The sequence below is a fragment of the Blautia schinkii genome, from assembly GCF_013304825.1.
Taxonomy (GTDB): Bacteria; Bacillota; Clostridia; order Lachnospirales; family Lachnospiraceae; genus Blautia_A; species Blautia_A schinkii_B.
Window position 1 is genome coordinate 52,612 of the sequence record NZ_JAAWUO010000011.1, and the last position, 14,210, is coordinate 66,821.

Genomic DNA, 14,210 nt, shown 5'->3' on the forward strand with positions numbered 1-14,210 from the left:
CCTGGAACTATTATTATCTTTTTTACCTGTTTATTTTTTATTCATAGCTGTTGCAAAGATATTTTTTCAGTGCATCAACCTTATCCAGATGCTCCCATGGAAGATCTACATCTGTACGGCCAAAGTGACCATAAGCTGCTGTCTGTTTGTAGATCGGACGGCGAAGGTCAAGCATCTTGATGATACCAGCCGGACGAAGATCAAAGTTCTCACGAACGATCTCAACAAGCTTAGCCTCAGAAAGCTTACCTGTTCCGAAAGTATTAACACTGACAGAAGTAGGATGAGCAACACCGATCGCATAGGAAAGCTGGATCTCGCACTTGTCAGCAAGACCTGCTGCAACGATGTTCTTGGCAACATAACGAGCTGCATAAGCTGCAGAACGGTCAACCTTTGTGCAGTCCTTACCTGAAAAAGCACCGCCGCCATGACGTCCAGTTCCACCATAAGTATCAACGATGATCTTACGTCCTGTCAGACCACTGTCACCGTGAGGTCCGCCGATTACGAAACGACCTGTCGGGTTAATGAAATATTTAGTATCAGCGTCAACCATATCAGCCGGGATGATCGCATCAAAAACATATTTTCTGATATCCTCATGGATCTGCTCCTGGGTAACATCCGGATCATGCTGTGTAGAGCATACAACAGCATCGATTCTTTTCGGTTTTCCATCCTCATCATACTCAACTGTAACCTGAGTTTTTCCATCCGGTCTTAAGTATTTCAGAGTACCGTCTTTACGAACCTTTGTCAGCTGCTGTGCAAGCTTGTGAGCCATGTTGATCGCATATGGCATATACTCCTCAGTTTCATTGGAAGCATAACCAAACTGAAGTCCCTGGTCACCGGCACCGATGGAATCCAGCTCATCCTCATTCATGCTGTCCTCTTTCTGCTCAAGAGCCTTGTCAACACCCATAGCGATATCTGCGGACTGTTTATCAAGAGCTGTAATAACAGCACATGTATCAGCATCAAAACCATAATCAGCATTGTCATATCCGATCTCACGGATAGTATCACGAACGATCTTCTGGATATCAACGTTAGCCTTAGTTGTGATCTCACCCATAACAAGTACAAGACCTGTAGTAGTAGCAGTCTCACATGCAACACGGCTCATCGGATCCTGCTCCATCATAGCGTCAAGGATCGCATCAGAAACAGAGTCGCAGACTTTATCAGGATGTCCTTCAGTTACAGATTCAGATGTAAATAAAATTTTTTCCATTTTTTTCTCCTTTTGTAGTCAGTCAACGATTATAAACATAAAAAACAGCCCGTACAAGCGGACTGTTTAAATTCTGTAAACAATCCTCTTATTGTTCGATTACTCGCTCAGGTTGGCACCTTCCTGGATTTCCCGGGGTTGCCGTGGCTTCGCAGATCCTTTGTATCTCCACCACTCTGAATAAAAGGCCATCTTTTATGAAATTACTGCAACACATACAATATACTTCTCTTTACCAAATGTCAAGAATATTTTTTTATTTCTTCCTTCTTCTCACTGCAAAGCCTGCTGCCCCACCAATTACAATTGCTGCTGCCAGAATACCTGCCCATACACCAACCGGTGTCTCATCACCAGTCTTTACAGGATTCCCTGAAGTACCACCGGAAGGAGTACTTCTACCCGGTGTATGATGATTTCCTGGAACAGGTGTCTCACTGCTGCGTGGTATCGGAGTTGCCGATGGATTCGGTGTCGGAGTAACTGTCTGTTCCGGAACTATACTGTTGGTAATCGTGATCGTCCCGTTATACTGTCCCTCATCTGTGAGAACAACATCACCCTCACCGCTTACTATATATGGAAAAGCATCCTTTATAACCGGCTTTCCATCTTTGTCTGTCTCAAGAACTGTGTAAGTAAACTCAGCATCTTTTTCATGATTCGGCAATGCAAACTCAGCTGTAACAACACCATTCTGCTTCAGCTTCATATTCTTCAGCAATACCAGTTCGTCATTTTCATCCTTCTCAAAAATTCCTGCATAGAAAGTATTATCTGCTGTTGTCTCCTTTCCGTCAGCCATAACTTTTTTTATAATACTGATATGTCCATAACTGTAGAAATCATCCGGAAGCTCCAGATAATAATTATTCACATAAGATATCGATTCCACCGCACTGTTTTCGCTGCCGATCACTGTCTGATCTGTCTCCTCTTCATTTGCACCTGTAACATTATAGTAGAATGTTTTTTTCTCATCTGCATCAGATATATCAATCCTGTTATTCTGCTGAAGCGGCTTCTGATTTTCATCCAGCTCAAATACATAATAAGTTCCATCCGGTACATCCATCCATACGGCAGTTCCGCTTGAAGCACCTTTTATCCGGATATCTTTGCTGTAATCATCCCTGAATGGAATGGTTCCCTCTTTATCAAGAAAAATACCGATCTTATAAGCTGCATCTGTTTCAACCATTGGCTGCGGATCCATATTTTCATCTATATAGTAAACTCTTTTTGTTACCTGTATCTTTTTTTCATCCCTTACAGCTACTTTGGGATAAACCTGCACCTCATAAAGCCAGCCCTGTTCACTATCTGCAAAAGGAATCGAGATCAGCATCGGAGAAACTGTGACCTTACTGCTGTTATCACTCTGCACAACCAGATACATTCCCTCTTCCAGCCCTGTGAAGGTCATTTTCCCCTGTTCATTGGAAAAATCCTGTACTCCGCTGACTCCGGACTCTTCAATAATACCGGCAAGTTTTTCCGCTGCCGCAAACCAGTCATCCGCTGTGCTGAGTGCATTGAAATCAATACCTTTTTCTCCCAGAGCATCATCAATCACAAAATGTACATTTCCGTCAAAATCAATACTTCCCACTTTATAAAGTGTCAGCCCCACCTCTGCCACCGGTGTATGATTTCCCTCTTCATCCGTTTCCCGGAGTATCAGCGTCAGATCGCCCTTTTTTCCTGCCTCATAGTTCTGTGCAAAAACCGGCTGCAAAACACTGATGGCCAGCATTACCATCAGTATCAGAACAGCCAGAAGACTCTGAAATTTATTCCCCTGCTTTCTTTTATTTTTCATCGCTCTCTGCCTCATCCTTCCTTTCTGAAAGCTGCCTTAATCTGCGTTTTTTGTCCCTGTAACGAACACTCAGATAAATCAGCAGAATCAGAACAATAAGTACTGCAAAGCCGCCAGCCAGAACTTTCCTCGGATCTGTCACAGCAAGCCTGTGAGATATGGTTTCATCATTTCTAATTTCCCCCTCTGCATATTTTGTCCGTATTCCCCGTACAAGAAGTCTGTGTGTGTTCACACCATATGGCGTACATGTAACAAGCGTCACATGATCCTCGCCTTCCACAATATCCAGTTCGCCGGTTTCTTCAGGAAGAACTGTCCTGATCTGATCAACTTTATAGGCCAGATTTTTTCCCAGAATATGCAGGATAAAAATATCTCCTTTTTTCATCTGATCCAGATCAGTAAAAAGTTTTGCACTGGGAAGTCCTCTGTGTGCTGCCAGAACTGCATGTGTACTTTTTCCTCCGACAGGAAGACTGGTTCCTTCCACATGCCCTACACCTTTCTCAAGAACTGTTTTGCTCAAGCCATGATAGATTGCAAGTTTTGCATTGATCTTCGGAATCTCAATACTTCCCATAAGGCCTTCTCCATTTGGATCAAGTACCTGGTCATAAGGCTGGGTCAGCACATAATCATCCTTTTCCCCAAAAGCATCTACAATAGAATTCACCGGATGTTCTGCATTATACTCTTTCGCCTCATTCCACAGTTTTTCGTATTCATTATCCGAAAGATCTGTTACTGCTTCATCATATCTGCTGACTAACCTTACATTTCTGTACTGGTTCCACATATCGCTGACTGTCGGATACAGAAATACTCCCGCTCCCGCCAGAAATACCAGTGCAAAAAAGATATTCCATACAAAATTCTTCTTTTTCTTCATATCCCATCATTCCATCTCCATTCAGGTTCAGAAAAGATTCGTATGTACTGTCCCTGTATTCATTCCCGGCCTCCGAAGAGGCCAGGCGATAACTTGAGCACTTATTTATACTATTTTGTATTTCACTGCAAATTCTGATTATCAGACTCTTTTCTGCGGCTGATAAAGAAAGCACCAGCTGCACCAGCCATAACTACAACACCGATAATAGTGAAGAGATATGTTCCCATGCCACCTGTAGATGGAAGTTCGCCCATTCTGGTATTCCGGATATATGTTACAGAAGATGTTCCATCAATTTTTGTAATAGTACCGTTATCATAAGTTGCTGTATATGTTGATCCGGGATTCTCATCAATTGTAATTGTGTAGCTTGCCAGAGTTCCGTCAGCATTATAGCTTGCGCTGATAAGTACGTCATGTGGATTTGTATCAAGTGTAAATCCTTCAGGAGCTACTGTCTCGACAAGGGTGTATTCTCCGGCATCAAGTCCTTTAAAGTACATGTAACCATTCTCATCTGTTATAGCTGTATATACTTTGTCAGGATCAGTTTTACTTGTAAGAGTAAAGGTTGCACCAACACCTGCATGTGTTTCCTTTGATTCGTCAATTTCAGTTTCACTCCTGGTAGAAATAACTTTTCCATTTTCATCAACTTTTACAAGTTCTGTTGTTTTTCTGTTATTTGTTGTACTTGTTCCATTGATATTTCCATCAATTGCAAATGTATAATGATATGTTTTCTTTTCCTCTGTTTTTGCATTTGCAGTACCTGATGGAGAATTGGTATATTCTACATATACAGTATTGGTATGCGGATCAAAATTTACTTTTGCATCATCCGTTAAAATTGCTTTGTAATTTACTTCTACAGTTTTTCCGCCATTAGCAAGGATATACCCCTTCTTAAAAGCAATCTGCAAATTCTGCCCCTGTGCAGTTACTGTAAATTTATCTTCATTTTCTGCTACTGCCGTACCATCAATTTTTACTTCAACAGTGCCGGCTTTTATGGAAAGTCCGTCTAATGTATCGTGAATTATATACTCTACCTTAGATGTATCTGTATTGTATTCTGCGCTGTATTCCGGAATTGCTGCAGTGATTTTATAGCTTACCTCATCACCGATTGCCACATCATCACCTTTTGCATTTCCAGATCCCGGATTTACAATTACTTTATCAACTGTTACACTATTGGATTTCATATAACCTGTGGTTCCTTTTAAATCCCAGCGCGCAGATGCATCAATCGGATCAGATGTCATCTGGTTATCAGTACCATTCCTGCTGTAGTACACACCGGCAAGCATTGGATTGTAAATCTTTGCCGGTGTGGTATTGGTACCAGCTGTTACAAGTACGATCCAATATCCCGGAGCAACACTTGCTGTATAAGTAGTTCCATTTCCTGTAAGCTGTACTCCGGCACCATCATTCGGAACAATCTTTGCTAAAGCTGCAATCTCATCAGGTGTAGGCTTTAAAATATCAGCAATTGCATAACTGGCATCTGCTTTTTCATATCCCTGAAAACCTTTTCCTTCAAGATATTTTGCTTTCGTAATCTGATACGCAGTTACTGTTAACCCAGCTTCCACATTTTTAACTGTGATAGTTGCTCTGTCAGCATCCGTAGGTTCCTGCCCATCTGCAAACGCTGCCGTACACAGCGACAGCACCATAACTGCCGCTACCAGTAATGCCCCAAGCTTCTTAAACAGATTCTTCATATGACTGCTCCTTTCTTTCTCTGCATTTTTTCTTTTCCATTCCTTCGTATTATCATATTTACAATTAATGGGTTACGACCTTTCAGCTTCTTCCTCCTTTCGTTTACTGTTTATAAACAACAGGAATGCAGTTGCAAGAATCGCTGCACCACTGATTGTAAACCCATAGATACCAGGGCCACCGGTACTTGGTAACGAATATAGTTTTGAATTTTTGATTGTCTGTACTACATCCAACAACTGACCTTCATCATTTCCAAGAGTTACCTGAATTACATTACCCGTAATAGAATACCCATCCGGAGCTTTAATCTCTGTAATTGTATAAATTCCCGGCTCCAGTCTGTCAAATTTCGCTCTGCCATTGGAATCAGTTGTTACTGTAATTACATTTCCAGATTCATCCTTTAGATCCTGTCCATCCTTCTGAAGTTTGAACTCTGCACCTTCAAGAAAGATTTTTTGATCTTCACTGTCAATCTTAATGATTGTTATGGATCCATACCTCTTATTTGTAATTGTAATATTTTTCTGTGTTGCATCACTTTCATCGACTGCCAGATCACTGTAGTTTACTTCATACTCGATATCTCCGATCATCATTGCTGAGTCAGTTTTTACATATCCTGTTTTATCTGTGCCGATAATAAAATCCGCTGTTTCCAGCTCTGCTGCCGGTCGAAGCTCTTTTACAACATATTCAATTGCAGGATCCAGTCTATCAAATATTCCGGAATACTTATTCGTTTCATTGAGTTCCAGATATTTATCAGTTACCGGTGTTAATATCTCTACGTCACCTTTTACTGTTTTCTGATACAGACCTGCATAAACAGGAACTGCTCCGGCTATTTCAGAAGATCCGGCCTTCCATATCTTATTCACTTTAATCTTGCTATATGGAGTATTCGTAACGGTCATCTCTGCATTGTAATACAGTTTAATAATTCCCTCATTTCCAACTGCAGAAGTTTCGTTTTGATGTCCTGTATCTCCTTCCATTACCTTATTTTTAATCTCATATGAAGGATCTTTATATTTATTCTGTGTATCAAGTTCTTCCTCTGTTACCCTGTAATAAGTGCCTGAAATAATTTCGGTAATTGCAACTGTATAATCTTTTCTGATTCCTGGAATAATTCCATTGTCAGTCGTTCCGCATACAGCAGGACTTTGTCCTTTATTTACAAGATCCTGATTCTCATCATAAGCATAATAATTTCCTGCCCTATCTCTCAGATAATATTCTCCTACATAAGGCTGTAAATGATCTTTATCAGGACCAAGCTCTATTTTGAAAGAAAACGTATCATCCGTGTTCACATCCGGATTCATCCTCTTGGTGATCCGAAGCTCTCGCCTGTTTGCTGCTGAACAGTTATTTGTGTAAACTACAACAGGTCTTTCACTGACCTGTTTCGTATCAGTCATAATATCTTTTACTTCACCTGTCTGTTCATTGTTTTCATCAAACTCTGTATAGCTGGTATTATTGATCGTAATCTGATCATACTCTTCCGATCTTACTCCAACCTCTTTTACATAATATTTCCGGTTGGCCTTCAGGCCTGTAAAAATTGCAGATTCACCGGGTTTTAAATAAAACACACCATCATACGTTTTTTCATTAACATTCTCTCCATCAAAAAAATCAATCGGAGTTCCAGTCGGCTTACCCGCATTTCCTTTTACTGCACTCTTTAAAAGCTCATATTCGCTATCTGAATATATCTCATTTCCATTTGTATTCGTGCTCAGAATTTTCTGTGCATATACCTGGAATGCAAACTTTACATTGCTGTATTTTTCCTTGTCAGTATTGCTGAGCTCTTTTCTTACTTCAGCCTGTCCGCTCGGAATGACCTGGATGTTAAATTTCACATGAAGATTAGAAGCTCCTGCACCTCGCTCCATATAAAACATCTTGAATTTATGAGTCGTATAATCCTTAAATGTATTTCCTGTAAAATAATTTTTAACAAGATCATCATTCCAGTCTGTTCCGTCCGGAAATACTCTCGCTGCCTGAAATATTGCTTTCAGTGTAGTCTCAGATGAAACAGGTGTCTGTCCGGTTTTACAGTCCTTCCAGCTTACAACACCTGTATTGAAATTAATCTTACCGGAATGAGCATCATGTACACCACCAATATCAAGAACCAGTACACCATCAATGTAAATCCACATATCATCATCGCCATTGAACTCATAAATCATGTCCTGCCTGGTTGCTCCATCCGGAAGCGTAGCTTTACCGTCTTTTGGCTGAAGAAAATTTGCTCCCATGTACATACCGAAATAATAATCATTTGTTCCCTGGGTCAGATAAAGTTCTTTACCTTTTGCCTGCTCTTTATTACTTAATGCCCGTCCATCTTCATCATATAAATTTGTATTAGTTGAAAAACCTCCGTTCGCGATTGCATTATATGGCATGAAATTTCCACGTTGATAAAAATACCTGTTTTCATTACTCGGAGTTCCAATTGCATCATAAACCGTAAAGTCGGAATTATCTCCCAGATAAGCATAATTTCTGAAACTGCTGTACTCATAATATCCTGTCGCATCATAAACAGATTTCAAAAATAAATGATTCACTTCTTTTCCATTAAATAATGACTCCAGGCTTTTTCCATTCTTCACTGTTGTTGGATATTCAGATGATTTCGGTATTTTGTTATTCAATAAATTCTTTTTTATACTTCCATCACCATATGATCCCCCTATATCTATTAAGGAGTTCATGCTCTCACCTATTGCACGTACTTCTGGAATATTATCTCCTTCCAGGTTTTTCATTCTCATTGTAATTCCATCCCCGGTATGGTCCACTGTTTCAACTGTTTCCATATTCTGCGCATAAACGAAATATACGGTACCATTGATATTACTCCAGTTACCATTGGAATCTGCACTGTTGTATTGATTATTTCCACCGGAATAACGCAGTCTCTTAATTTCAGTTCCCTCATCCGTCGCTGTTGAGCTTACCTTTGCTTTATAAAAAGAATATCCTGTAACTGCCGGAGCTATTGAACTTACCTTAACCTCATTATTGCTTTTCAAGTTTTGGGATTGATTATTTCCGAGTGAAACTCCTGCCGTATTGATCAGTTGAATTCTCAATGTATTGGAACTGCTCTTCCACGTAATCGTAAATACAGAAAAGCTCTCCGTCTCAAACTCAGCTTTCTGAACTTCCCCCTCTGTATTAGCCTCCACATTTGCTGTTCCGTCCTGGGTCATGTCTACAACAGATTGTACATTTCCATTCTCATCTTCAACCAGATGCATTACTGCAATGTCAAATGCCTGCTGTGCTTCATTCACTTCCTCCGGTTCCGCTGATTCCTGATATTCCATCGAAATCTTAACTTTTCCATCTTCCTGATTGATCTTCTGTCCGTCGCTGCCTGCAAAATAGATATCATAAGCCAGAAATCCTGCGATGGAATACTCTTCGTTCTCAGCTTTGTTTTCAAGCTGTGCCGCTACTTCGGAATACTGTTCTGATTCTTTTTCAACCGATGTTACCACAAACTCTGCGTCTTCCGGAATGACTCCGCTGGCAGCAGTTGCTGTTACAATCACATTATCCACAGTCCTTGTATAAGTAACTGGTTCTTCCTGCTCCATATCCGTTGCTTCTTCAGCTAACTCTTCAACCTCCTCAGAATCCTGATAACTTTCTTCCCCTGCTTCATCAGAATCTTTCTCCAGATTCTCTGCTGCTTTTTCTTCTTCCCGCCTGTCCGGATTCTCCACCGGCTGCTCTTCCTGCTGCTCTGTTTCCCGACCTTCACTGTTTTTTACATCAGGTGTGATTTCTTCAGCGGTCCATACGGAAGTATCTTCATCATCTGAAAACAACTCCTCCGTCTCATCTCCCAATATTTCATCCGCGGAGATTGTGTATGCGCTTGGCATACAGGACACCATCAACGCCAAAGACACCATAAATGCCAGGATTTTTCTCATCTTAACATTCTTCAATCTCTTCATACCTTGCCCGCTTTCCTGTGTGTGCATTAACGTGTACTATATTCTTTATTACCTTCCTTCTTTTTTTATTCCTTTCTTTTTTAAGAACTTCCGTTGTATCAAAAAAAGAGCCTCCGGACCCTAAGGCCCAAAAGCTCTCTTCCAAATATTCACATATTCAGTTCAAAATCTCATCCAACACGAAGACGGAATTTCTGGATCTCTTTTTCACTGGAAACTCTCTCAATCTCAGCACCGAGACTTCTCAGCTTCTCCTCAAAATTCTCATATCCACGCTGAATATAAACGATATCATCAACAACCGTTACACCCTCTGCTGCCAGACCTGCAATAACAAGTGCAGCACCTGCGCGAAGATCCGGAGCACTGACACGCGCACCGGTAAGCTTCTTCACACCATCAATGATAGCAGAATTCCCCTCTACCTTGATATTTGCTCCCATACGGGAAAGCTCATCTGCATATTTGAAACGGTTCTCAAAAATACTCTCAGTAACAATACTTGTACCCTCAGCAAGTGCAAGGGTAACTGCGATCTGTGGCTGCATATCTGTAGGATATCCAGGATATGGCAGAGTTTTTACATGAGTACGATGAAGTGTATGTGGCGCACGTACACGAACTGCATCATCAAACTCCTCAACCTCACAGCCGATCTCCTCAAGCTTCGCTGTTGTAGCTTCAAGATGCTTCGGAATAACATTGCGTACTGTAACATCACCGCCTGTAGCAGCTGCTGCAAACATAAAAGTACCAGCCTCGATCTGATCTGGAATAATAGAATACTCTGTACGATGAAGAGTCTCAACACCACGGATGCGGATCACATCAGTACCTGCACCCTTGATATTAGCACCCATGCTGTTCAGGAAATTGGCAACATCAACAACATGCGGCTCTCTTGCAGCATTCTCGATAATTGTACGGCCTGCTGCCATGGAAGCTGCCATCATGATATTGATAGTCGCACCGACAGAAACCACATCCAGGAAGATATGACTTCCATGAAGATTCTCAGCCCTGGCAACGATAGCACCATGGAGAATATCCACCTCAGCACCAAGAGCACGAAATCCTTTCAGATGCTGGTCGATCGGTCTGCTGCCGATATTACATCCGCCCGGAAGCGGAACTTCTGCATGTTTATACTTTCCGAGCAATGCACCCAGAAGATAATATGATGCGCGGATCTTCTTGATAAATTCATAATCCACACTGAGATTGCCGATGGTAGAACCGTTGATCTTTACAGTAGATTTATCTACACGTTCTACCTGAGCACCGATTTCTGAGATTGCCTCAAGAAGAACATTGATATCTCTTACGTCCGGCAGATTCTCAATTAATATAGTTTCATCAGTCATAATGGCTGCTGATAATATTGCAAGAGCAGCATTTTTTGCACCTGCAATATCCACTTCTCCAACAAGAGGATTGCCGCCTTTAATCACATACTGTTCCATAACACACCTCTATTATTTACTCCTCTATGAGCAGAAAATTTGCTGCTGTTCATTCTATGAGCAACACTGAAATCTTTCCGCAACTTATAGTTATTTTCATCACTTAGTATAAACAGAAACACACGTTCCCTGAACCCGTCTTTTAGGTCAGTTGTATATTATAACACATATTTCACATTTGTAAACTACTTCTCTCCCCGTTTCAGTGCCTGAAGCACCAGCTGAAGGCTTCCCTCCAGATCTTTATCCTCTTCATCAACAATGATATCTGCATACTTTTCATATAAAGATACACGTTCTTCATACAGACTTTCAAGCGTCTGTCCCTCTTTCAGGAGAACTCCACGTCCTTTAAGATCCCCAAGACGTTTAGACAGAAGCTTCAGTGAAATCTTGAGATAAACAACAATTCCCTCTGATTTCAGATGCTGCATTGCCTCATCACAGTACACCACACTTCCACCTGTGGCAATTACTGTATTCTCAACCTGAATGGACGCATTCACACGGTTCTCAACCGCCTTGAATCCCTCCGGTCCATCCTGTTCAATGATCTCACTTAATGTTCTCTTTTCTTCCTTCTGGATGATCAGATCAGAATCAATAAACTGGTATCCCAGTACCTTGGCAAGCACAACGCCGATGCTGCTTTTTCCAGCACCCGGCATTCCAATCAGCGTAATATTATTCATACTGTGTCCTTTCATTTTAGCATAACTGCAATTAAATCTCAACGATCGTCACTTTACCTTTATTTCTTCCGTTTATTCGTTTTCTTCTTCACACTGTAGCCGAAAGTTCCGACTTTCCGGCCACCTGCAAGATATTCCCCATGAGAATAAACCAGAAGCCCTGCATCGTTAAGATGAAATTTATTATTTTTATCCATGTATGCTTCGTCTGCATGAACCGCAAGTACATCTGCCAGAAACATGTCATGGGATCCCAGTTCTTTTATTTCCCGTACTCTGCACTCAATAGAAACCGGTGCTTCCCCGATCAGCGGTGCAGAAACATACTGTGCTTTCTCTTTTGTAAGATTCAGCTTCTGAAATTTGTCAACATCGCGTCCTGAACGCACTCCGCAGAAATCCGTTGCAAAAGCCAGTTTTTCTGTTGTCAGATTGATAACAAATTCTCCCGTTTTTTTGATCATGTCATATGAATAACGGGAGGGTCGGACTGAAATATAAGCCATGGCCGGATTCGTACACACAGTTCCTGTCCACGCAACTGTAATGATATTATCGTTGCCTTCACCATCTGTAACACTGACCATCACAGCCGGCAGCGGATAGATCATATTTCCCGGCTTCCAGATCTGTTTCGCCATTTCTCCGGCCTCCTTATGCGTAATCGCTGTTCATAAGCTGAGCAGCCTCCATCATAGCCGGGATCAGCTGTTTCTTTCTGGATACCACGCCTTTCAGGCAAAAAGTATCTCCATCCGGTTTCCGTTCAAAAGCGATCTCAGCCATCTGCTGGCTTCCCTCTCCATAGAAAAGAAGCTCTGTGGATTCTTCCAGGATATTAGTCAGCATAAAGTAAACTCTTGTGATATCATGGCGTCCGCATTCACTTACCATAAACGGCATCAGCTTCTCCTTGATTTCCTTCAGCTCCTCGCTATCCATGGAACTGATCTGTCCCACGCCAAAGGAAACATTGCCTTCACCGATAAATTTCTTATAATCCTGATAAAAGATCTCCTCAGGAGACTTATCTTTCAGATTACTTCCTGCTGAGAACATTTCTCTTGCAAATTTCTCAATGTTGATTCCTGCGATCAGGGCAAGCGCACTGGCAGCGATCTTATCCTTCTGCGTGCAGGTCGGTGAACGGAACATAAGCGTATCAGAAATGATCGCAGCGCAGAGAAGTCCGGCAATCTTTTCCGGAATCTCCAGTCTCTGCTCACCATAGATCTCATAAAGGATCGTTCCTGTGCATCCAACCGGCTCATTACGGAAAGCAACAGGTGTCATAGTCTGCAGAGTTCCAAGCTTATGATGATCGATGATCTCAAGAATTTCAGCCTTCTCAATATTATCAACTGCCTGATCCACCTCGTTATGATCAACAAGCACAACCTTCTTCTTGTGCATATCCAGGAAATTACGTCTGGAAATCGTTCCGATACATTTGCCATGAGGATTGATGACAGGAAATGCCCTGTGACGGTTTTTTATCATAACCTCCTGAATATCATCAGTGAAATCCTCAGTGTTAAATGTAACCATGTTATCACGTTTCATAACATAATTTACCGGAATACTCTGATTGATCAATCGCGCAATATTGAACGTATCATACGGTGAGCGGATGATCACGATACTTTTCTCATGTGCAAGCTTCACTACTTTCTCGGAAACTACAATATTCAGTCCTACAATAATACAGCTTACATTCTGGCTGATAGCCTGAAGATGATCTTCCTCACGGTCTCCCATGATGATCATATCATTCTCTTCAATATAGCCCTCCATCATCTTCGGATTGGCTGTTCCAACGAGAACTTTTCCCTTAACAAAATATCCGTGGCTGTTTCCCTCTACAACCTCGCCTCCTACAGTCTCAGCAATCCTCTGATACTGTGTCCTCGCATTGGAAAGGAGGTAGCTGTCTGTTGTATCCATATAGGTCTTGGCAATATCTCCGATGGTCACAAGACCTTCCAGGCAACCATCTTTATCGCGGATCGGAAGAGATACGATGCTGTTCTCCTGCATCATATCCCAGGCATTCTTCAGAGACATGCTCTTATCTGCCGGTGGGCTGATACGGATATCCATATCTTTAACCTGGGTTCCGATATTTCCGAGATAAGCCGGAGGCTGTACGCCAAAACGGTTCAGCACATATCTTGTCTCTTCATTGATCTGGCCTGCTCTCTTCGGGATATATTTCTTGTTCTGTGTGGTTCTGTTTTTAATGTCAGCATAGGCAATGGCCGAACAAATGGAATCCGTATCCGGATTCTTATGTCCGATTACAAATATTCTCTCCTGATTTTTCATTCACATCCATCCTTTTTCATCCAAGTGTCGTTGCT

General features: G+C 41.6%; 9 protein-coding genes and 1 riboswitch. All 9 genes read right to left on the minus strand.

Translation table 11 applies throughout. The annotated features are described in order from the left end of the window. Positions 1-37 precede the first annotated feature (37 nt). On the minus strand, positions 38-1,240 hold the full coding sequence (metK, locus tag HFM85_RS09695; protein ID WP_173738019.1) for a methionine adenosyltransferase: 1,203 nt from the start codon (positions 1,238-1,240) through the stop codon (positions 38-40). 85 nt (positions 1,241-1,325) lie between these two features. Next, positions 1,326-1,427: riboswitch (SAM riboswitch) on the minus strand. Positions 1,428-1,496: 69 nt separating this feature from the next. After that, positions 1,497-3,062, minus strand: coding sequence for a pilin N-terminal domain-containing protein (locus HFM85_RS09700; RefSeq protein ID WP_173738018.1), 1,566 nt, complete (start codon positions 3,060-3,062; stop codon positions 1,497-1,499). Next, positions 3,052-3,954, minus strand: a complete 903-nt coding sequence (locus tag HFM85_RS09705) for a class C sortase (protein ID WP_173738017.1) — start codon at positions 3,952-3,954, stop codon at positions 3,052-3,054. The genes HFM85_RS09700 and HFM85_RS09705 overlap by 11 nt, the downstream gene beginning before the upstream one ends. Positions 3,955-4,076: 122 nt before the next feature. Continuing rightward, complete coding sequence (locus HFM85_RS09710) at positions 4,077-5,690, minus strand: isopeptide-forming domain-containing fimbrial protein (RefSeq protein WP_173738016.1); 1,614 nt, start codon at positions 5,688-5,690, stop codon at positions 4,077-4,079. A 72-nt stretch (positions 5,691-5,762) separates the two neighbouring features. Further along, positions 5,763-9,695, minus strand: a complete 3,933-nt coding sequence (locus HFM85_RS09715; RefSeq protein ID WP_173738015.1) for a SpaA isopeptide-forming pilin-related protein — start codon at positions 9,693-9,695, stop codon at positions 5,763-5,765. A gap of 170 nt (positions 9,696-9,865) precedes the next feature. After that, a complete protein-coding gene (locus HFM85_RS09720) occupies positions 9,866-11,158 on the minus strand; it encodes a UDP-N-acetylglucosamine 1-carboxyvinyltransferase (RefSeq protein WP_173738014.1) in 1,293 nt (430 codons plus the stop codon). Positions 11,159-11,343: 185 nt separating this feature from the next. Beyond that, complete coding sequence (locus HFM85_RS09725) at positions 11,344-11,850, minus strand: shikimate kinase (RefSeq protein ID WP_173738013.1); 507 nt, start codon at positions 11,848-11,850, stop codon at positions 11,344-11,346. A 59-nt stretch (positions 11,851-11,909) separates the two neighbouring features. Then, positions 11,910-12,491: a flavin reductase family protein gene (locus HFM85_RS09730; RefSeq protein ID WP_173738012.1), complete on the minus strand. Its 582-nt coding sequence runs from the start codon at positions 12,489-12,491 to the stop codon at positions 11,910-11,912. A 13-nt stretch (positions 12,492-12,504) separates the two neighbouring features. After that, positions 12,505-14,175 (minus strand): putative manganese-dependent inorganic diphosphatase, encoded by a 1,671-nt coding sequence (locus HFM85_RS09735; RefSeq protein ID WP_173738011.1) that lies wholly within the window; start codon positions 14,173-14,175, stop codon positions 12,505-12,507. Positions 14,176-14,210: the final 35 nt, after the last annotated feature.